The 18,982-nt window shown below is 70.0% G+C and carries 19 protein-coding genes, 1 tRNA gene and 1 pseudogene; 6 read left to right on the top strand and 15 right to left on the bottom strand.

Annotated features, from left to right (window positions below):
* Nucleotides 1–211: 211 nt before the first annotated feature.
* From J7E89_RS01375 to J7E89_RS01325, 11 genes are all read right to left on the bottom strand, one after another.
* On the bottom strand, nucleotides 212–646 hold the full coding sequence (locus J7E89_RS01375) for a DUF6409 family protein (protein WP_214967220.1): 435 nt from the start codon (nucleotides 644–646) through the stop codon (nucleotides 212–214).
* A gap of 107 nt (nucleotides 647–753) precedes the next feature.
* Nucleotides 754–1,644 carry a hypothetical protein gene (locus J7E89_RS01370; protein WP_214967219.1) on the bottom strand — a complete coding sequence of 297 codons (891 nt, stop codon included), beginning with the start codon at nucleotides 1,642–1,644 and terminating at the stop codon, nucleotides 754–756.
* Between the two features lie 122 nt (nucleotides 1,645–1,766).
* On the bottom strand, nucleotides 1,767–2,126 hold the full coding sequence (locus J7E89_RS01365) for a hypothetical protein (protein WP_214967218.1): 360 nt from the start codon (nucleotides 2,124–2,126) through the stop codon (nucleotides 1,767–1,769).
* Nucleotides 2,127–2,186: 60 nt separating this feature from the next.
* Nucleotides 2,187–2,819, bottom strand: a complete 633-nt coding sequence (locus J7E89_RS01360) for a hypothetical protein (protein WP_214967215.1) — start codon at nucleotides 2,817–2,819, stop codon at nucleotides 2,187–2,189.
* 808 nt (nucleotides 2,820–3,627) lie between these two features.
* Nucleotides 3,628–4,737, bottom strand: a complete 1,110-nt coding sequence (locus tag J7E89_RS01355) for a hypothetical protein (RefSeq protein WP_214967213.1) — start codon at nucleotides 4,735–4,737, stop codon at nucleotides 3,628–3,630.
* A gap of 376 nt (nucleotides 4,738–5,113) precedes the next feature.
* Nucleotides 5,114–6,331 carry a hypothetical protein gene (locus J7E89_RS01350; protein ID WP_251059943.1) on the bottom strand — a complete coding sequence of 406 codons (1,218 nt, stop codon included), beginning with the start codon at nucleotides 6,329–6,331 and terminating at the stop codon, nucleotides 5,114–5,116.
* Nucleotides 6,332–6,466: 135 nt separating this feature from the next.
* Nucleotides 6,467–6,889 carry a hypothetical protein gene (locus J7E89_RS01345; protein WP_214967210.1) on the bottom strand — a complete coding sequence of 141 codons (423 nt, stop codon included), beginning with the start codon at nucleotides 6,887–6,889 and terminating at the stop codon, nucleotides 6,467–6,469.
* A gap of 67 nt (nucleotides 6,890–6,956) precedes the next feature.
* Nucleotides 6,957–8,729, bottom strand: a complete 1,773-nt coding sequence (locus tag J7E89_RS01340) for a ParB N-terminal domain-containing protein (RefSeq protein ID WP_214967208.1) — start codon at nucleotides 8,727–8,729, stop codon at nucleotides 6,957–6,959.
* A 93-nt stretch (nucleotides 8,730–8,822) separates the two neighbouring features.
* The gene (locus tag J7E89_RS01335) at nucleotides 8,823–9,287 is read right to left on the bottom strand and encodes a DUF6197 family protein (RefSeq protein WP_214967206.1); all 465 of its coding nucleotides are present in this window, start codon (nucleotides 9,285–9,287) and stop codon (nucleotides 8,823–8,825) included.
* Nucleotides 9,288–9,317: 30 nt separating this feature from the next.
* The gene (locus tag J7E89_RS01330; protein WP_214967204.1) at nucleotides 9,318–9,560 is read right to left on the bottom strand and encodes a hypothetical protein; all 243 of its coding nucleotides are present in this window, start codon (nucleotides 9,558–9,560) and stop codon (nucleotides 9,318–9,320) included.
* Between the two features lie 67 nt (nucleotides 9,561–9,627).
* Complete coding sequence (locus J7E89_RS01325) at nucleotides 9,628–10,356, bottom strand: DUF2786 domain-containing protein (RefSeq protein ID WP_251059970.1); 729 nt, start codon at nucleotides 10,354–10,356, stop codon at nucleotides 9,628–9,630.
* A 549-nt stretch (nucleotides 10,357–10,905) separates the two neighbouring features.
* Between J7E89_RS01325 and J7E89_RS01320 the strand changes: the two genes are divergently transcribed.
* The 3 genes from J7E89_RS01320 to J7E89_RS01310 all read left to right on the top strand — a co-directional run bounded on the left by J7E89_RS01320 (nucleotide 10,906) and on the right by J7E89_RS01310 (nucleotide 12,341).
* Nucleotides 10,906–11,355, top strand: a complete 450-nt coding sequence (locus J7E89_RS01320) for a hypothetical protein (RefSeq protein ID WP_214967199.1) — start codon at nucleotides 10,906–10,908, stop codon at nucleotides 11,353–11,355.
* 100 nt (nucleotides 11,356–11,455) lie between these two features.
* On the top strand, nucleotides 11,456–11,980 hold the full coding sequence (locus J7E89_RS01315) for an HNH endonuclease (RefSeq protein ID WP_214967197.1): 525 nt from the start codon (nucleotides 11,456–11,458) through the stop codon (nucleotides 11,978–11,980).
* 40 nt (nucleotides 11,981–12,020) lie between these two features.
* Nucleotides 12,021–12,341: a hypothetical protein gene (locus J7E89_RS01310; protein WP_214967194.1), complete on the top strand. Its 321-nt coding sequence runs from the start codon at nucleotides 12,021–12,023 to the stop codon at nucleotides 12,339–12,341.
* Between the two features lie 120 nt (nucleotides 12,342–12,461).
* Here J7E89_RS01310 and J7E89_RS01305 read toward each other — a convergent pair whose 3' ends face one another.
* Both J7E89_RS01305 and J7E89_RS01300 read right to left on the bottom strand, forming a co-directional pair.
* Nucleotides 12,462–14,327, bottom strand: a complete 1,866-nt coding sequence (locus J7E89_RS01305) for a site-specific integrase (RefSeq protein ID WP_251059941.1) — start codon at nucleotides 14,325–14,327, stop codon at nucleotides 12,462–12,464.
* A gap of 103 nt (nucleotides 14,328–14,430) precedes the next feature.
* Nucleotides 14,431–14,503, bottom strand: a tRNA-Ala gene (locus J7E89_RS01300).
* Between the two features lie 161 nt (nucleotides 14,504–14,664).
* Between J7E89_RS01300 and J7E89_RS01295 the strand changes: the two genes are divergently transcribed.
* Together J7E89_RS01295 and J7E89_RS01290 are read left to right on the top strand one after the other, a co-directional pair.
* Complete coding sequence (locus tag J7E89_RS01295; protein WP_214967192.1) at nucleotides 14,665–15,213, top strand: DNA-binding protein; 549 nt, start codon at nucleotides 14,665–14,667, stop codon at nucleotides 15,211–15,213.
* A 31-nt stretch (nucleotides 15,214–15,244) separates the two neighbouring features.
* Entirely contained in the window at nucleotides 15,245–16,636 is a 1,392-nt protein-coding gene (locus J7E89_RS01290; RefSeq protein WP_214967190.1) for a serine/threonine-protein kinase, read from the top strand.
* A 51-nt stretch (nucleotides 16,637–16,687) separates the two neighbouring features.
* Here J7E89_RS01290 and J7E89_RS01285 read toward each other — a convergent pair whose 3' ends face one another.
* Together J7E89_RS01285 and J7E89_RS01280 are read right to left on the bottom strand one after the other, a co-directional pair.
* Entirely contained in the window at nucleotides 16,688–18,049 is a 1,362-nt protein-coding gene (locus J7E89_RS01285; RefSeq protein WP_374196771.1) for a hypothetical protein, read from the bottom strand.
* Nucleotides 18,046–18,444: a hypothetical protein gene (locus tag J7E89_RS01280; RefSeq protein ID WP_214967184.1), complete on the bottom strand. Its 399-nt coding sequence runs from the start codon at nucleotides 18,442–18,444 to the stop codon at nucleotides 18,046–18,048. The genes J7E89_RS01285 and J7E89_RS01280 overlap by 4 nt, the downstream gene beginning before the upstream one ends.
* Here J7E89_RS01280 and J7E89_RS01275 point away from each other — a divergent pair.
* Nucleotides 18,440–18,709, top strand: a pseudogene (locus J7E89_RS01275) (hypothetical protein); the annotation flags it as partial. The gene J7E89_RS01280 and the pseudogene J7E89_RS01275 sit on opposite strands and share 5 nt — an antisense overlap.
* Nucleotides 18,710–18,982: the final 273 nt, after the last annotated feature.

Raw genomic sequence — 18,982 nt, 5'->3', positions numbered from 1 at the left:
CGCGGCGACAGGGGCTGTCGCGCCCCCGCGGGGCGCGTCCGCTGCGGTCCGGTGCCCGTCGTCGGTCGGCGGAGCCGCCTGCGGCGGAGTCGGCCGGCGGCGGTGAACGCACCGGACCTGTCCTGCCGCCCCGAAGGGGTGTCCGCTTGGCAGTGCTCGGGCCTGCCGGTCCGGAGGTGTTGCCCTCCCCCGGACCGGCGGGACCCTGGTGTCAGCTGCGGTGGAGCGTGTGCCGGGCGGCCGGGTCGGCGTCGGCCAGTCCGGCCCGCTCGCGCCATGCCTGGCGGACGGCGACGCGGAGCGCGTCCCCGTCGTCGTAGGCGAACCGGCCCCGGCGCAGGCTGCGGACGATGTCGCGGAACGTGTCCTGGTGCATCGTGGTCAGCGTGTCGTCAAGCGGGGTCAGCTCGTGCGGGAACATCGCCTGGACACTGTCGCCCGGCTGCGGGGCACCGAGGGTGAAGTACCAGACCACGGACATGGTGGCCTCGTCCGCGAACTCCGGGCCGCCGAACGGGCCGACCACGACGGCGGGCCGGGTGTCGAGCTGGTGGCCCCGGAACCAGGGTCCGGCAATCACGAGCGTCGCGGTGGGGAAGTCCTGGACGGTGGGCTTCTGGTCGGTGGTGAGCATGTCGTGTCCCATCTGGTGAGAGAGTCCGCCGGGGCCGGTCGGCCCCGGCGGGGGTGTCGGTCGGGGGGTTGCCCTCCCCCTTCCGACACCATTAATTAAACCATGTTCTTGGGTCTGGGTCAACCGGTCACGGCAAGTTCGCGGCGGCGCTCGGCGGCAGTCCTGACGTCGCGGGCGATGGCGCGGCCGGTCTCGATGGCGCGGACGGCGGACTCGTGCACCGGGGGCTTCTTGTCCTGGGTGATGATGCCCGCGAGCGGCGGCATGACGGCGGGGCCCGGAGTGATTCCGAGGATGAGCGCGGCGACGTGGGCGGCTGAGGCGACTTCGGCGGCGTGCTGACCGGGAAGGGGGGCGTCCGCCTCGGCGATGCGTCGCCACGCGTGGCCGTACAGGAGGATGCGGACGGCGTTGTCCGGGGCCTCCTGGGTGAAGTCGAATCCCCCGGCCTGCTCGGGGTCCTCGTGGTACTGGTCGCGGTACTGGTTCACCAGGACATCGCGGATGACCTCGGCGGCGAGCGGGGCGGCGGCGGGCGGCTCGTAGGCGTCGCCGTCGGTCTGGCTGATGTCGAAAACCGGCCCGGCCTTGAACCCTGACACCTTGCGCGCCTCACCCCCGGCGGTCTCGTCGGTGACCTCGCGCCGCCCGCCGTCGGCGGCTGCGGCCGTGGCCTCCTGGCCCTCCTCGGGCCGCCGCTTGATCGGCGTCCAGATGCGGAGAGAGGTGGAGCCCTTGACCGGGAAGCGTCCGACCTTTCGCCAGTCTCCGGAGCTGAGTACGTGGGAGGCGTTGGGGTGCTGGGCGGCGACGGCGATGCAGTTGGTAGGGCTGCGGTCGTCGCGGTCCGTGTGGGTGAGGTTCGCGGCCGTGCGCATGACGGCGGTCCAGAAGTCTTCGCTGGCGACCATCGCGCCGTACGCGCGGTCCATGACGGCTTCGAGTTCACCGCGCATCTTGGCGGAGTAGGCCCGGCGCTCTTCGTCGGTCATCTTCGGCTTACGGGGCATTTCGCGGTCCTCCTGGTGAGAGATCGTCCGGGGCCGGCTGGCCTCACGGTGTCGGTCGGGGGGTTGCCCTCCCCCTTCCGACATCACTAATTAAACCATGTTCTTGGGTGATCGGCAACCCTTTAAATCCAGCACAACCCTGCTTCGTTGCTCACGGCGCGGTATGCGGCTATGACCTCGTCCTCTATTCGCGTCCAGCGTTCGAGGATATAGGGGGCGGTCTTTTTATCGCTGGCCGCACGCGTGGCCCTGCGCCACTCAATGGCGATTTTGAGCGTGCGGAGTTGGGAACGGGTCAGTTCCCATCGGCCGGAGTCCGGGAGTTGATCGCCGTAGGCCATCGCTACGGCGTTGTTGATGTGCTCGGTTCCGGACCACACATTCTGTGCGGCCTGGAGCGCAAGGGCGCGTTTGAGGGTGCACCGGAGGTGCGGGGCCTGCACGGTCCATTGCGGCTCGATGATGAATATGTCGGCGCTCATCCTGGGCCTTTCTGGGGGGGCGGCGCGCTGAGGGAGCGCGCCGCCGTAACGCACGGGGTATTAGAGGGCGTATCCGTCGACGTATTCGCCGCGTTCCCCCTCGGGGGTCTCGACGTGGGGAAGGAATCGGCTCACCGCGAATACGACGGCGTCGGCGATGATCCGGGGCGCGTCGTTGAGTACGAGACTCACCGTGTCGCCGTCCAGTCCGATACGCACTTCGCCCGGCTCAAGGTTCATGTAGACAAAGGCGGTTGTGCCGTCGATTCGGGTTCGCGCTCCGGGAAGTCGCTCGGAAAGGTCGCGGGCGGCTTCTTCGACGTCCCGGCGCATCTTGGCCTGTGCACGGTTGTGCTCCGTCACCCGCTCGTGAACTGCGCGGTGCGCGGGGATGAGGTCGGCGGCGATCCGGGCCGCGATTTCCGCCGGGTCATCGGTCATGGCGACTCGGACGGTGTCACGCTCGCCCCTGCGGAAGGGGTAGTCAGTGGTGGAGAAGACGCCTCGGATGTGCAGGTGGCCGGGGTCGTCGTACCGCTCGGAGAGGTGGAGCTGTCGGCCGTCGAGGTGCGTGAAGGTGGCGGCGTGATCCAGCTCCTTGACGCCGTGGCGCGCGGGCTGCGGTCGCCAGTTCCCGCCGAGTTCGAGGGCGATCGGGTGGGCCAGCTCCGCAACGGTGAGAGGCGTGTTCATCGTTCGTTCTCCTGGTGAGAGAGGTTGTCGGTGGCCGGTCGGCCTGCCGTGTGCCGGTCGGGGGTTGCCCTCCCCTTCCGACATCACTAATTAAACCACGTTCTAGGGGTTGAGTCAACCCGGATAGGGGCTCTGACCTGCTCTTTTTCGCCCCCACCTCCCGCACCCGCTCGGCCGGGCCCGGCCACAACGGGCCTGGGCGGGGTTCCCTCCTCGGTCGGACAGCTCCGCCGTATCAGGGTTCCGGGCGCGGTGTCCTGGCTCGCGTAGCGACCGCGCAGCGGCTCGGCCTGGACTCCGTGCCCGGGTTCCTGATACGCCCCCTGGGTGTCTGGCCGAGGAGGGAACCCCGCCTTCACCCGCACCACAACGCTCCCGCACCCGACCAACCAGCCCCCACCCCCTCCGAGGAGGACCCGCCGGAGGCAGCCCTTCGCCCTGGCCGGCACCCAACCAACCCGTCGCAGGTGTTCCGGATTCGGGGCAGTTCAGGGGGTGGATCGGTCGTGGCGTGCGCCATGCAGTGCCGCCCACCCCGCCGACCGCTGCCCTCGCCAGTGTGGATGGAACAGTACGGTCGCTCACAGGTGGATCAGCCTTCTGCGCAGCGCAGTACACGGGCACACGGCGAGCTGCTGATAGGTGGCGCGCCACTCGTCTTGGGCTCGGTCGAGATCAGGGGGAGTCGTCCGTCGCATATCCAAATTCCATCATGTGTTCGATTTTGCAGTCACGTCGATCTTCGAGAGACCCCCACCCGGAAGGTAGAGCGGCATCCGGTCGGCCTGGCGACCGGCGACCCTTGCGGTCACCACAAGGCGCCCTGCACGGCGGTGTGCCAGTGGAGGGCCCGGATGATCCGGACGACCGGGCTCGCGGCGGGACCGGCTGCGGGGCGCGGAGTGTCCGTGCCGGGGCAGTAGCCGCCCTCGTCCTCCCATCGGTCGACGGCGTCGCGCTCGGCGCGGGCCCGCTGTTCGGTGATCGTGACCGGCTTCCGGTACAGCTTCCGCGCGCTGGAATCGAGCGGCGGGAGCACGCGGGCGGCGGCCTTCTGGTCGTCGCGGCGCTTGTGGCGCCGCCGGACCCGGACGAACCGTGCCTCGTAGGCAGCCTGGTCGCTGTCGTGAAGCCCGGCGGGATGGAGACGAGTCAGCTCAAGGGCGACTTGCCCCATCGGGCTGGGGGTCAGTACGCGGGTGCCGTCGTCCTGACGGACGGCGAGGAGGAACCGTGCGGTGAACAGGGCCTCGCTCCGCTCGCGGCTGATCCGCCGGCCACCGTTCCACACTCCGCAACGTGCTGCCTGCCGGGCCCGGCCGTCGCGCCAGTAGAGGCGCCCGGACTCGGCGGCCTCCAGCACACGGACGTGTCCGGCCGTCCAACCGAGTCCGGCAACGTGTCCTTCGGCGAGATACCAGTTCCTCGCCGCTTGGTCCCGGTTGTCCGCGTCCATGCCGGTGGCCGCGCGCTCCTCGGCCTCCTGCTCGGCTTCTTCCCGGCGGCGTTCACCCTCCCGCTCGGCGTACTCGGCAGCCGTCAGCTTCCGCTCCAGCTCGGCCCGCAGGTCGGCGGCCGTCGTCTCGACTCCGGCGGCCGACTGCGCCCGAACAGCGTGGTCGACGGCCGCACGGGCGCAGTACAAGGGAGCACTGCTCGGCATGGTGGGGTCGTCGGCGTACTGCTCGGCGCGGTCGGCGTGACCCTCGGCTTCGACGGCATCCTTCTGAGCCGCGTGCATGGCCGCCTCCAGGGGGGCGGCGGCTCCGGATCGGCTGCGGCACACGGCGGTCATGGCGTCGTCGGCTGCGGTGACGGCGAGGATCGCGGCCTGCCTGGCGACCTGGATACAGGTCTGCGGAGATGGGTTTCCTGTGTGGGCAACCTGATGACGGGCGGCGGGCGCGTTCTCGGGCATGGGGTGTTCCTCGGGATCTCGGTGGTGCGGTCGGCGGCGCGCCGTTCCGACGTCGGGGAGGTGCCGCCCGTCATCGTGCGGAGCGCGATGGAGAGTGCCGTCGTGCCCGCAGGGCACGCCCGTTGGCCCGGCGTCCGGACGGGACGGGAGGGCCGCCCGCGGCCCGGACGTTCCGGCCGGCTGCGAGCCGGGCCGGGCTGAGCCGTCCCGCAGGGACGCCCTTCGTACGGGGCCCGGTGACCGGGGCCGGCCGCCGACGCGGGTGGCCCGGTCGGTGGTGGGCGCTGCGTGGGGTGGGCGGCTCGATGCCGCCCACCCCACGGCCCGGCGGCCGGGGTCCGGCCGGGCGGTGGCTCCCACCCGGCCGGGGCTACTGCTACGCGGCGACCGGTTCGCGTGCGGCGACGCGGCACCGGGTGAGTACGGTCTGTGCGGTCTCGCCGTAGATGCTGTGGTCCTTGACCGTGCCGGTCAGCTCGACCTCGTCGCCCTGGTCGGGGACGGTCCCGGCGCTGCTGAACCAGACGAACACGTTGCCCTGCGGGTCCTGGAACTTCACCAGTCGGCGGCGCTGGGTCTGGTAGCCGTACGTCCGGCCCTCCAGCTCGATCACGGTGGTGACGGTGGCGTTGGTGGTGATGCGCTCGCCCACGGTGCCCTGCGGCTTGCTGTTCTGGGCGGCCTGCTCGGCGGCCTCCTTCTCCTGGTCGCGGTACCAACCCGCGATGGCGGACACCAGCGTCGGCAGGTGGCGCGGGTCGACCGTTTCCGCCTTGGCGAGCTGGCCCACCTTGTGGCGGTATTCGGAGAGGCTGCCGTATCCCTGGACGGCCCATGCCCGGACGGCGGCGGCGGTGCTCGGCGCGTCGGGGTCGGCGTCGATGGCGGCCCGCCAGTCCATCGGGGCCTTGCGGTCGAAGAAGTACGCTTCGACGCCGTCGGCGGTCGGCTGGGTGTTCTTCCACTGCTCGGAGCGACTGTAGAAACGGCCTTCGGTCTTCACGATGGCGGCGGTCACCCGCAGGACCTCGCTCACCGGTACGCGGAGATCGGCCGGGATGCCGCCCTCTTCGCCGTCCCAGTCGGAGTCCTTCAGCGTGCCGAACCTCCACAACGCTTCCAACCCCTTGATCGGCAGCCCGGTGTACGGCTCGACGCACGTCGTGCCCAACTGCTTCATCTCGCCGTTCTCGTGGCGCGCGAGATAGGTAGCGGTGCGGTGGCGGGCGACGGCGCACCCGTGGCAGAAGTTCTCAATGGCGCGGTACTGGCGCGCGGCCTCGGCGTCCTGCTCGGGCAGACCGGGGAACAGGCTCGTGATCGTCTCGCCCTCCTCGTCGTGATCCAGGCGTGCGATGACGGTCCAGCCGTGGTGACGGGGGATGTCACCGGAGATCTTCACGGTGACGGTGGGACGCTTGCCGATCAGGCGGCCGTCGATGTCGTGGTAGTCGGCAAGGAACGGCGCGGAGATGTCGAGCGCGTACGCGCTGAGGGCGTGGACGGCGGCGCGGGCGTTGGTGGCCTCGACAAGCTGACGGACACGGGACTGAGCGGTCGCGGGGATAGAAAACCGCATGGCTGCGCTGGTCATCGTGGGTGCTCCTACTGGTGAGAGAGGAATCGCGGGCCCGGCCGGGCGGGTTGCCCTCCGCGTGCGGCCGGGGTCGGGCCGGATGGCGGCCCGTGGTGTCGGAGGGGGTGTGCCCTCCCCCTCCGACACCATTAATTAAACCATGTTTTGGGGTGTGGGGCAAGCGTCCCGGCCGGGGATATCGAGTGCGGCACGGTCGCGCAGGAATGCGGCGAAGATCGCGGCAACGTAGCTGTCGGCGGTGCCGTACGTGCGGCGGCAGTCCAGCGCTCCGATGCGCTCGCCTCGGTGGCGGACGGGGAACGGCTGGCCGGGGGCCGGGATGGCGAGCGCGTACAGTCCGCGCGGGGTGTCCACGCGCAGAACGACGGCGGCGGCCTGATGGTCATAGGCGGCGGACCAGCGGCGGGGCCCGATGCCGAACTCCGCGAGTCCGCCCGCGATGGCGCGGGCCTGCATGATGTCGGCGGTGGTGCCGGGGTCGGGCTCGGCGGGCGCGGGGACGCATCCGCAACCGTGGTCGTCGGCGTGGGTCTCGAACGAAGCTGTACGGGTCACTGTGGGGCTCCTGGGGCGGCCGGGGGCGGGAAGAGTTCCCGCCCCCGGCGTCGGGCGGCTGAGGTGGTTAGGCGGCGGCTTCGTCGTCGCTGGCCGGGTCGTCGGCGTCCTCGGCCTCCGGCTCGCCCGTCTCCTCGTCGGTGCCGGGCTCCTGCTCGGTCTCCGGCTCGCTGCCGGACGTGATCGCGCGGGGCTTCTTCTTCGACGGGTCGTAGGGCTCATCGCCCACGACCGACTGCTCAATGGGCGTGAGCGGGTATCCGAGGGACGCGAGCACCTGGAACCAGCGACCGGTGGGCGTCCGCGTCCACGGGGCGCGCTGGCTGTCCGTCCTCCACGCGGACCGGTTCGCGCACTTCTCCCGGACGGCGGCGATGGCGGCGAACTGGAGCTGCGGGGCCCTGCGGGGGTCCTTGGCGACGTGCCCGGCGAAGCTGCCCCGGTCCTTGGCCTGCTCGGTGTTGAGCCCCAGGAAGGCGGCCAGGATCTCGGTCGTCGGCTCCTTGTTCAGGTCATCACAGATCCCCCAACTACCGTCCAGAAGAGCGTTGTTCACGTGACCAATCAGGGTGTTGGTGGTGGTCTTCGGAAGGTTGCGCCGCTTGATCAGGTCGGTGATCCACTTCCGGCGCAGGGCCTCGGCCGCGTCCCAGTCGATGTTCCCCTTCTTGACGGCGGCGCGGGCGGCGCGCTCGGCCTCCACCTCGGCGGCGGTCTTTGTGCCGCCGGTGCCGCTGCTGCCCTCGGGCACCGTGTGCCCGTACAGGCCGGGGGCGGAGCAGTAGGGCTCGTACCGGTCTGCCCGCCGCTCGTCGAACACCCACACAAGCCCCTGACAGTCGGCGTGCTCCTCGGCGCTGATGCCGCGCAGTCGCCACACGGGCATGGCGCGCTCGGACAGCTCCTCGGCGTCCCGGATCTTCTGCCCGGCCGACTCCAGCTCGGCGCGGTGGGCCTCGGCCTTGGTCCGCTTGTCGCGCTTGGTGCGCTCGATGGCGATGGCCCAGTCAACGTCTCCCTCGTCGGCGGCGTCGTCGGCGGCGGCCTCGGTGATCGCGGCGAGCGCTTCGGCGTCGTCGGCGAACTCCGAGAGCGCGGCCAAGTGCTCGAACGTCCACTCATAGCTGCTCGCGCCGCTGACGGCGGCCGACAACTTCTCGTCGGACCGGACCTTGACCAGCGTCTTAACGTCCTTCTGCCGCACACCTGCGGCCTTGGCGATGCGGCCGACCTGCGCGCCCGCCTCGGCGGCGCTGAACATCGCCTGGTTCATCTCAGACGGGGTCAAGCTCTTGCGGTGCTGGGCGGTCGTGATCATGTCCAGGAACTGGCCCGCCGCGTCGCGGTCGTCGTCCTCCCACTCGTACGGGAGGTGAGTAAGGCCCGCGTCCGTCGCGGCGTGGTAGCGGCGGTTTCCGTCGTTGACCTGGAGGACTCCGCCGTCGAGTCGCTGGATCTTGACGGGGATGCGGCACCCCTCGGCGCGGAGCGATTCCACGAACGGCGCACTGACGTCCAGGTCTTCGCGGGCGTTCTTCGGGTGCGGGGTGAGCGCGTCGATCCGGATCACGGGGCGCGGGGTGACCGGAACGGTCTCCAGCCCTGCGGCGACGGCGGCGGCCAGCCGCTGGAACCCGTCGATGACCTGCGGCACGTCGCCGTGGGTCCGCACGACGTACAGCGGCTCCACGACGCCGTTGTCCTTCACGTCGGCCAGCAGATCGGCCGGGGCCTCGATCTCGCGGACGTTGCCGGGGTGCGCGGCGAGTTCGGCAACCGTGAGGGTCGGCCACGGGGCAGGGGTGGTCTGAACGCCGGCCTGGGTCTTGGTGTTCGTCATCGATCTTTCTCTTTCTGGTGAGAGTTCTTCGGGCCGCTCGGCCCGGTAACGGTGTCGGTCGGGGGGTTGCCCTCCCCCTTCCGACACCATTAATTAAACCATGTTCTTGAGAGTGGGGCAACCAGGGATGCTGTGATCGCCGTCACTCGGATGCAGCGCTGCGGCGGCGCGGATCATCGCGGCGGCCTCGACGGTAGTCCGCTCGGGATCGTCCCCCCAGCACCACAACAGGGTGCGCCGGTAGGCGTCCTCCGTGAGCCGCAGCTTTCGCCACCGGACGCCGGACACGGGACGACCGTTGACGTGGTTGCTCAGCACCACAAGGGAGTCGAACAGAGCGCGCTGGAAGATGTCCCACGGTTCACCGCGTACGGACCAGCGGGGCCGGACGGAGCGCACGCCGCGTTCCCACGCGTGCAGCACCGTGCACGGGGCGGTGTCGCCCATCCTGCCCGGCTGCCAGAGGTGGTCACCCTGGTAGAGCCCGACGCGTTCGATGTGGTCGGCGGCGGCCGTAAGGATGCGGGCGGGGGTGGCGTGCGGCTTCCGGGACGGCATCGTTTCCTCCTGGCGGTGGCTGGTGGGGGGTCAAGCGGTAGTGCGCTGGGCGGACTTGGCCGTGACGGTGCACTCGACGCAGTGACACGGCGTCTGCCACTGCCACCCGGCCGCGCAGATGATCGAGTAGGCAAGGGCGGCAGCTTCGCTGATCCGGCCGGTACCGGGCTCCTTCGGCGTGGCGGCGGCCCATACCTGGGGGTAGCTATAGGTCTGGAAGTAGTGGCGGCCGTTCTCGTCGGCCTTGTGGAATCGGGCCCACTCCATGTACATGCCGGGCTCCTCGTCGCGTGGGGCGGGGGCCGGGGCGGCGGGCTGCCGCCCCGGCAGGGATGGGCGGTCAGGCTGCAAGGGCTCCGGCCGTCTGGGCACCGATGCGGCGGGTGCCTCCGATGTCGGCGCGGTTTCCTGCGGCGGCTCCGTCGCCGTATCCGCTACCGCTGTACGAGCTGCGCGAGTGTCGGACGTGCGGGTGCTCCTCGCGGTAGGCGGCCTCCACCATCGCGTCGCGGTCGGCCAGCACGAGTTCACCGCTGCGGCCTGTGGCCGACGTTTCCTCGCTGGCGGCGGCGCGGGCGGCCTGCTCGATCGCCTTGAGCCGTTCTATGACGCGCTCGATGAACCCGATGGTCCACGAGTTGCGCCAGGCTCGTGCACTGCGAACGCCGTACGGGACAACCTGCGCGTTGAGCCCGCCGAGCATCTGGATCAGGAGAGAGGCGTAAAGGATCTCGGCGCGCTGGATGTCGGACTCGTGGCCGACGATGTGAACGCGGCGCACGCTGCCCCGCACGCCCATGTGCACGGCCTTGCAGCCGACGTTCTGAGCGATGAAGCAGATGAGGCGGACGCGGGACATGGACCACGGGTTGGGGAGGTCGATGTATCGCGCGGTGACCGCGTCCCGCGACGGCTCTCCGTCGCTCAGCATGGCCTCTTCGACGCCGTACTTCGCCATCATTTCGAATGCCCGCCTCCGGGCCAACTCCGCTTCCGCCTCCGGCGTACGGGGGTCCTCCGCCGTGGCGAGCAGGGCGCGGATGGTGGCGAGCTTTCCGGGGGCCTTCATAGTGCTCACGTTCGTTCTCCTGGTGAGAGAGGTTGTCGGCGGCCGGTCGGCCTGCCGTGTGCCGGTCGGGGGTTGCCCTCCCCTTCCGACATCACTAATTAAACCACGTTCTAGGGGTTGAGTCAACCCGGATAGGGGCTCTGACCTGGCCTTTTCTCACCGCCACCTTTACCCGCACCCGCTCGGCCGGGCCCGGCCACAACGGGCCTGGGCGGGGTTCCCTCCTCGGTCGGACAGCTCCGCCGTATCAGGGTTCCGGGCGCGGTGTCCTGGCTCGCGTAGCGACCGCGCAGCGGCTCGGCCTGGACTCCGTGTCCGGGTTCCTGATACGCCCCCTGGGTGTCTGGCCGAGGAGGGAACCCCGCCTTCACCCGCACCACAACGCTCCCGCACCCGACCAACCAGCCCCCACCCCCTCCGAGGAGGACCCGCCGGAGGCAGCCTTTCGCCCTGGCCGGCACCCAACGAACCCGTGGTTCGAGATGTCCGCGGACCTGTGCCTACGGTGCGCGGGATGAGCAGTGATTTCGAACAGAACTGGGGGCACGGGTGAGCACTACTTCGGCAGGACCGGTGAGCGCGGCGGACCTGCGGCGGCGGGTTCGCGCTGCTGAAGCGCTGAAGGCGAAGACGCGGGAGATGGCCGCCACGAACGCGTTGACCGCGCGTGAGGCCGCGGTGAAGGCGGCCAAGGCGAAGGAGGAGGCCGACGTCACCGCGCGGGAAGCTGCCGCTGTAGTTCTACGGCTGTTCGACAACGACGCCGAGTTGGTCTCGGAGCTTCTTGGTGTGCCGGCGGAGGAACTGGAGCGCGAGGCGAAGCCTGTTACCGCCGCTCGCGCGAAGGAGATCATCGAATCGCTGCGGGCCCACGCCGAGCGCCCCCGTCCCACCCGGGCCCGTAAGCCTCGGGCGGATGCGGCGGATGCGGCTTCCTCGACCTCGGGCATCCCGGCCCCGGTCGTCACTGCGGACGGTAGCCGGGCTGATGCCGCCTGAGAACGACCTCGGGCCCGGACTCTTCCCGCTCGCGGCGGTGAACGAGTCCGGGCCCGTTCACGTTGATGAGCAACTTACCCTCATAGGTGAACCAACGCCCGTGCGCATACCGGCTGTTGAGTGGTCGGTCTGGCTGGCCAACGAGTCCGTTCAAGCCCGGTACTGGGCAAAGGTCTACCGAACCTCGTCAACCGAGGACTGCTGGTTCTTCTTCGGCGGGATCTCCAGCACCGGCCATGCCAGCTTCAGGGCCGCGTCGCGGCCGGGCAGGACGCGACGCGGCACGGTGCCGGGCCACCTCTACGGGTACCAGCTCGCGCACGGTGTCATCCCTCGACTCGGCTGGGGAACCGACAGCCCGACCGTCTGCCACACCTGTGACAACCACTCCTGCCAGCAGCCGACTCACCTGCGGATGGGCACGGCGGCGGAGAACCGAGCCGAATGGCTGGCCCGCCGCAGAGACCCGGGAAGTCCCCTCGCCGACCTTCGCGGCCCGGCCGGACGCTCCCGTGCCATTGGTGCCGCCATCCGGGCCGGCAAGAACGGTGGGGAGTCCAAGGCAGAGATCGCGGCACGCGTCCGTGTAGCGATTGCAGCGGGCCGCCCCCTCAGCCTCTGGTGACGACCGACCGCCACCAGACCGATCCACCTTGGGAGAGAACGTGACACCCGCTGGACCGCACCGCGCCCTCGTGTACGTGCTGAACGGGCGCTGGCGCCTGATCGTGGCACCGCTTGCCTCCGAGGAACGGGAGGTCCGTATCGAGGACCCCAACCCTGTGCGGCAACTCGTCGTCCGTGATCTGGGGCCGGCGGACTCGGGCTTCGCCCCCGCGTCGTTCGGACATCGCCTGATCGAGAACGGGTTCATCATCGACCCGTCCGAACGGGCCAAGCCGGGCACCGTCAACGGCTGGTCGCGGACCGACGACCCCGACCGGTGGCAGACGGTCTGCTACCCGACCTCGGAAGCCGTGGGCTGAAGCCACGGACGGTTTCCCGCTGCGGAGCACACGCAAATTCGGCCCGCTCCTCGCGAGGAGCGGGCCGAATTTGCGTGATGAAGGACATACTCCTTCGAGTGACCGGATGGAGTTTCCGGGCTACGCCTGCGCGCTCGTGAGGTCGGCGTCCGGATGCTTGGCGCACACCTCCAGGGCCTCCACCCGGGCCTGCTCAAAGGCCCGGGACACGGCAGACTTGTTGATTCCCCGTGCGTGCGCCTCCGTGTTGCCCTGGGGGCGGAACTCGGTCCGGAACTCGGCGGCCCGCGTGGTGAAGCCGTCGTGCTCGAACTCCCACGCCCACCGGCTACTCACCGGAAGCGGCTCGTACGTCAGGGTGCCGTCGGCCTCGTACGAGGCCAAGGCGTAGTGCACGAACTGCCGCTCCGGCATCCGGGACCAGACGGAGCCGCCGCCGGTCCATCGCTCACGCTCCTCTGGGCCGAGGGCTCCGCGGCGGGCGATCCGCTCCTCTGGCCAACCGTCTGCCCGCATAGTCGCGATCTCTTCCTCGTGGTCGTCGTTCCACTGGTCGGCGACGTCCTGCGCGTGCTCGCGGTCCGCAAATGGCACCTCCCGGCCGCCCAGCGTGATGACGAATACCGGGTCGTTCTCGTGCTCGGCATCGTCCTGCGGCATGTCGCTGGCGTCCTTCCAGGTTTCCTGGGCCAGTCCGGAGAGCTGGCGAGGGACGTGGGGGAGTCCGTCTGTAGCGGCGGCCAGGCCGGAGCCTTCCAGGAAGCCGGGCAGCGGCGCGGTGGGGTCCATGGCCCATTCAATGGCGGCCATGACCTCGTCGTCCAAGGCATCCAGGAGGTGACCGTACCGGTCGACGGTGGTGGTGATGGACTCGTGCCCAAGACGTCCTTGGATGGCCGGAAGCGGCACCTTCGCGGCAATCAGCCACGATGCGTGGGAGTGACGGAGGTCGTGGATGCGCGGTCGCTTGATGAGGCCGTACTTCTCCGCAGCCAGCTCGATCGCGGGCAGCCAGCGCAAGCGCCGGAACGTGCCGGGGTCCCACTTGCCCCCCTCGGGACCAGTGAATATGAGGGCATTGGGAGCCAGGCCCTTGGATCGGCGTCGCAGCATCCGATCAAGCTTGTGAGTGATGACGACGGTCCGTCGCGCCTTACGGGTCTTCGGGGGGCCGAGGATGGACTTACCGTCCTCGTCCTTCTTCCAGGCCCTCTGAACACGGATGGCGGGCCGGCCATTACGCCGCCGAAGGTCGCGGGGCTGAAGTGCCGTTGCCTCGCCCCACCGAAAGCCGGTCTCCGCGATGGCCTCGCCGAGATCCTTGGCATCGTCGCTGAGGCATTCGTAGATCCAGGCCCATTCCTCGCGTTCGAGGAAGACCATCTCTTCTTCGTCTTCAGCGCCGTCGAGTCGCGGGAGACGAGTCTTCGCGCACGGATTCGAGGCCCGCAGCGACGGCTCAGCGTCCACCGCCGACTGAAGGATCGAGAAGAGCAAGCCGTGCTCGTTCTGGATGGTCTTAGGCCGGTACTTCGTTCGAGGCTTCCGGTCTGAAGGGTCGAGCGGAGCGAGCCGTCCGGCCTCCAGGTCGTTGACCCAGTCCTGCACCATCTCTCGGAGGATGGTGCCCTCACCGTCCTCTACGGAGTAGGGGCCGAACCAGGGCGTCATGTTGGCACGTATTCGTGTCTTGTACTTGCTGCGCGTGTCGCCCTGGATGCCGGTCAGACGGTCCACGTAGGCGAGCGCGAATGCCTCGAACATCGTGTCCGGCCGGCGCTGGTCAGCGATGAACCCCTGCCCTCGCACCCAGCCGGGCGGCCACTGCTGACCGTGCCCGTTCACCAGATCCCTGAATCGCTCGGCGGCCTTCTCATCACTGAAGACCTCCGATTCCTGCTTGGCGCTCCGCGCGCCGCCAGCCCTCCACAGCACGGTGAAGCTCGCCGTTCCGTCCCTTTTAGGACGGGTCTTGATTGATGCCATGGGGGGACCGTACGACAGGGCGGTGTTGACACGGTGTTGACGTTATAAACACGGAGAGGGTCCCTGACCTGCGTTTCCGCAGGTCAGGGACCCTCTGATCATGTGGAGCCTAGGAGATTCGAACTCCTGACATCTGCCTTGCAAAGGCAGCGCTCTACCAACTGAGCTAAGGCCCCGCGAACGGGTGGCGACGACCGGCCGGAACGTACCGTGGCCACCGCCGCAGAACAGAGTACCGGGTGTCCCCCCTGTTCCTGCAAAAGGATTGGGACTCCCGGTCCGCGACCACGCTCCGTAAGATGCTCGGCGAGGTTCGCAAGCGCGAAGGGGAGACGCAATGGATGCAGCGCAGCAAGAGGCGACGGCCAGAGCCAGAGAGCTTCAGCGCAGTTGGTACGGGGAGCCGCTGGGGGCGCTCTTTCGTCGGCTGATCGACGATCTGGGCCTGAATCAGGCCAGACTCGCCGCCGTGCTCGGTCTGTCCGCGCCCATGCTGTCCCAGCTGATGAGCGGCCAGCGCGCCAAGATCGGCAACCCGGCCGTGGTCCAGCGTGTCCAGGCTCTGCAGGATCTGGCCGGGCAGGTCGCCGACGGCAGCGTCAGCGCCGCCGAGGCCACCGACCGGATGGAAGAGATCAAAAAATCCCAGGGCGGCTCCGTGCTCAGCAACACCAGCCAGACCACAGCCAGTTCCGGAGCGCCGACCGTGCGGCGCGTGGTGCGTGAGATCCAGTCACTGCTGCGCTCGGTGGCGGCGGCCGGCGACATCATAGATGCGGCGGACACGCTCGCCCCGACCCATCCCGAACTGGCAGAGTTCCTCCGGGTGTACGGCGCCGGGCGCACCGCGTACGCGGTCGCCCACTACGAGGCGCACCAGAGCTGAAGCAAGCGGACCGGGGAGCGGGCGCAGCGCAATGGGTGAGATCTTCGCTGGTCGGTACGAGCTGATCGACCCGATCGGACGCGGTGGGGTAGGCGCGGTCTGGCGGGCGTGGGACCACCGGCGCCGCCGGTATGTGGCCGCCAAGGTGCTCCAGCAGAGCGACGCGCACACGCTGCTGCGTTTCGTGCGCGAGCAGGCCCTGCGCATCGACCACCCCCATGTCCTCGCCCCGGCCAGCTGGGCCGCGGACGACGACAAGGTGCTGTTCACCATGGACCTGGTGAGCGGCGGTTCGCTGGCGCATGTCATCGGGGACTACGGCCCACTGCCGCCCCGCTTCGTGTGCACCCTTCTCGACCAGCTCCTCTCCGGTCTCACGGCGGTCCACGCGGAAGGTGTCGTGCACCGCGACATCAAGCCGGCCAACATCCTGCTGGAAGCCACCGGCACCGGGCGTCCGCATCTGCGGCTGTCCGACTTCGGTATCTCGATGCGCAAGGGCGAGCCCCGCCTCACCGAGACCAACTATGTGGTGGGTACGCCGGGTTATTTCGCGCCCGAGCAGATGATGGGAGCGGAGCCGGACTTCCCCGCTGACCTGTTCGCGGTCGGCCTGGTCGCCCTCTACCTGGTGCAGGGTCAGAAGCCCGACTCCCAGGCCTTGGTGGAGCACTTCGCGACGTACGGCACACCGGGCGCCCCGCAGGGCATCCCGGAGCCGCTGTGGCAGGTCATCGCCGGGATGCTGCAGCCGGACCCGCAGGCGAGGTTCCGTACGGCGACGGGCGCGCGCAAGGCGCTGACCGCCGCCGTCGAGATGCTGCCCGAGCCGGGCACCGGTGAGGAGCCGGTGGAGGTCTTCGACCAGATCGGTCCGCTCCCGCCGGGCTTCGGCCCGGACGGGCCCGAAGCACGGCCCGCCCGCGGCCCCCAGGGCCATGCGGGTCCCCGGGGCCAGGTAGTGGAGGGCGGCGGCCAGAGCGGCTCCGAGAGTGGCGGCCGACAGGCGCAGCCCGTACAGCAGCAGCCGTCGCCCATGTCGCAGACGGGCAGCTTCCACCTGGCACCACCGCCGCAGCAGCCCCCGCTGCCGCACCCGGCGCAGCCCTCCACGCCGCCCACCGCGGCCCCCGCACCCGCTCCCCTGCACGCGCATGCGACCTCCCTCCTCTCCGGCGCGGCGCAGAACCCCTCTCAGGGCCCCACGGCCGCGGGGCAGTACGAACAAGCCCTTACTCGTCCATACACCGCCCAAGGCCCGGAGGTTCCACTTCCGCCGGCTTCTCCGGTCCCGCGAGGCGCCCACGCCCCCGTACAGGCCCCGCACAAACGGCCGGGACCGCCCCCGAAGGTGACGGTCCCGGTGCTGCTGCTGGCGCTGGCCTGTTTCGCGGTGGGCATCTGGGCACTGACCCAGAGCTGACCCAGAGCTGAGTTGGAGCCGCCGCCCAGGAGTTCTCCCCGGGCCGGCGGCCTACCAGGCGGCAGGCGGCCCGTACTGCGTAGGCGCCCCACTGTCATGGCCGGGACCCACACCGGTCCCGGACTCCGCCCCCGGATCCACCACCGCGCGCCGCCTGGCGACAAGCGTCCACACCCCGAGCCCGAGCACCAGCACGGTGCCCGCCCCGATCCCGGCCGCCGCGACGAGCCGCATCGTGTCGCTCTTCGCCGCCGCGGGCGTGCTCAGCCCGTTCTCCGCCGCGTTCATGTCGTCGTCGGTGACCTGGAAGTCACCGGGGGCCCCGGCATAGGCGGGCGCGCTCTTCGCGGCGCCCTTGACGTTCAGCCGCAGGGAGAGCCCCAGCGGCTTCGCCCCGAACTCGTCCTTCACCTGAGGACTCAGACTTACCCTCAGGTAGTACCAGCCCGCGAACCGCATCCCGTTGACGTCCTCGGACGAGTCGAAGCGGTTCTCGTACGCCACCGGCGGCAGCGGATCCAGCGCCGACGACTTCGGCTCGCCGTCGTACGAAATGTCGCTCGCGCTGTCGACAAACCCCCGCGCCGGGTTGAACAGCGCCATCGTCAGCGCGCTCGACACGTATCCGTCGCCGGCCGTGCTCCCGAGGTCCGCACTGGCGAACAGCTGCTGCCCCCAGTCGACCGGCACCTTGTAGAACAGCGTCTCGCCCGGCGTGATCCTGTCCCGCCACTCGCCCTGCTCCAGAGCGGTCGCACCGTAGAAACTCGTCCCGCCCCTGCGGTCCCGGGCCTCACCGCCAGGCGTCGCGGGCGAGCTGCTGGGCCAGCTCTCCGGAGCCGCTGTCGCCCCGCCCGCCTTCACCCCGGGCTCCGTCAGATGCCGGATCTCCAGCTCCCACGGCTCACTCGACGAGGTGGCCGCACTGGTCCGCTCGATCAGCACGTAGTACCTGTCCGCGCTCTGACAGGAAGTGCTGTCCTTCTCCATGGTCCGGTGCGCGTACGTCCCGATCGGCCGCGCGTACTCCGCCGAGCTGAATCGCGCGGTGTTGTAGCTGCACGAAGAGCCGTCACGGTCCTGCAACGTCACCTTCAGCTCGTCGGCGTACCCGACCTTCGTCCCCAACTCCGGAACGGCCGTCGCCGACACATAGGCGTTCGACTTCGCGTCGAGCTCCACGCGGTAGTAGAGCTTGCCGCCCGGCTTGATCGAGTCCCGGTACGTCCCGCCCGGCTTCAGCTCCCCGGCATCGGTCGTGGTCACCGCTCCCCTGAGCGTCGTCGCCGACGGCTCGAAGGTGTACGGGCTGGGCTCACCCGCCGCCCACGCCTGCGCCGGCAGCGCCGCCACCACGCACAGCGCCGCCACCACGGCCGGCACCACCCTGCCCCTGCTGCGCTGCATCCTCACGCGCCACCCCTTGTCGTCTCCTTGGCCGCCGCCCCGCGCCGCATCGCCGCGAACACGGCGAACCCGAGCCCCGCGGCCAGGACGAGAGCGCCGCCCGCCGCCGCGGCGGTCGCGGTGCCGGTCCATCCTGCCCCGCCGGCCCCAGTGCTGTCTGCGCGGGCCGCCGTATCACCGTCGTTGTCCGCTTTGTTGTCCGACTTCGCGAGTACGGGCGCATCGTGCTGCGGGCCTGCCAGTTCGTCACCGACGACATCGACGCGCAGGACGACACCGATCGCTGGCTTCTCGGCGAACGTGGCGGCCTGCGGGCCGAGCGACACCGCGATGTAGTAGTAACCCGCGCTGCGCACCGGGACGACCTGCCCTCCCGTCTCCCACCGGTTCGTCCAGGCCACCGGCACGGTCCCGGAGTCTGGCCTGCGGGTGTACGGCGCCGACCGCGCCTCGGGGTGCTCCGACACCCGGCTGGTGCGGCCCGTACAGCCGCTGGAGGGACGCGATGGTGCGAGTGCGAGCGAGGCACCCGCTCTCGCGCCCGGCCAGTACACCGACACCATCGGGCCCGGCGAGACCCGCTGGTACGCCCTGCGGCTCGACGCGAAGTCGGCGGCGGACCTCGCCGTGACCACCGTGCCGCAGCCGGGCGTCAAGGCCGCCTTCGCAGCGCCGTGGCGTCGTTGAACCCCGTGCCGCCCTCGACGTCCTTCGGGTCCCCCATGGGCGGCACGGCGTCCTTGCCCGCCTCGCCGTTCTGCCCCCGCCATCCGCCCGCACAGGCGCCTCCTTCTGCGCCGCCGCCGAGCCGGGCGACGGTCCCGCCGTCAGGGCGAGCGGTGTCCCGCCGATGAGCGCGGCCGCTGTCCGGCGGCTCAGTCGTACCCTCACCCGTTCCCCCCTCAAAGAGATCCCTCTTCTTTGCTCTCGCAAGCTATT

This window comes from Streptomyces sp. ISL-100 (assembly GCF_018614615.1).
In the GTDB taxonomy this organism is placed as follows: Bacteria; Actinomycetota; Actinomycetes; order Streptomycetales; family Streptomycetaceae; genus Streptomyces.
The sequence above is the reverse complement of the archived record's forward strand: the minus strand, read 5'-3'. Positions and strand labels throughout refer to the sequence as shown.

Excerpts from the sequence above, each read along its gene's own strand:
- J7E89_RS01290 (WP_214967190.1), top strand. The coding sequence starts at position 15,245 with ATGGGTGAGATCTTCGCTGGTCGGTACGAGCTGATCGACCCGATCGGA.
- J7E89_RS01360 (WP_214967215.1), bottom strand. The coding sequence starts at position 2,819 with ATGAACACGCCTCTCACCGTTGCGGAGCTGGCCCACCCGATCGCCCTC.
- J7E89_RS01365 (WP_214967218.1), bottom strand. The coding sequence starts at position 2,126 with ATGAGCGCCGACATATTCATCATCGAGCCGCAATGGACCGTGCAGGCC.
- J7E89_RS01325 (WP_251059970.1), bottom strand. The coding sequence starts at position 10,356 with ATGAAGGCCCCCGGAAAGCTCGCCACCATCCGCGCCCTGCTCGCCACG.
- J7E89_RS01295 (WP_214967192.1), top strand. The coding sequence starts at position 14,665 with ATGGATGCAGCGCAGCAAGAGGCGACGGCCAGAGCCAGAGAGCTTCAG.
- J7E89_RS01340 (WP_214967208.1), bottom strand. The coding sequence starts at position 8,729 with ATGACGAACACCAAGACCCAGGCCGGCGTTCAGACCACCCCTGCCCCG.
- J7E89_RS01350 (WP_251059943.1), bottom strand. The coding sequence starts at position 6,331 with ATGACCAGCGCAGCCATGCGGTTTTCTATCCCCGCGACCGCTCAGTCC.
- J7E89_RS01375 (WP_214967220.1), bottom strand. The coding sequence starts at position 646 with ATGGGACACGACATGCTCACCACCGACCAGAAGCCCACCGTCCAGGAC.
- J7E89_RS01305 (WP_251059941.1), bottom strand. The coding sequence starts at position 14,327 with ATGGCATCAATCAAGACCCGTCCTAAAAGGGACGGAACGGCGAGCTTC.
- J7E89_RS01335 (WP_214967206.1), bottom strand. The coding sequence starts at position 9,287 with ATGCCGTCCCGGAAGCCGCACGCCACCCCCGCCCGCATCCTTACGGCC.
- J7E89_RS01330 (WP_214967204.1), bottom strand. The coding sequence starts at position 9,560 with ATGTACATGGAGTGGGCCCGATTCCACAAGGCCGACGAGAACGGCCGC.
- J7E89_RS01355 (WP_214967213.1), bottom strand. The coding sequence starts at position 4,737 with ATGCCCGAGAACGCGCCCGCCGCCCGTCATCAGGTTGCCCACACAGGA.
- J7E89_RS01370 (WP_214967219.1), bottom strand. The coding sequence starts at position 1,644 with ATGCCCCGTAAGCCGAAGATGACCGACGAAGAGCGCCGGGCCTACTCC.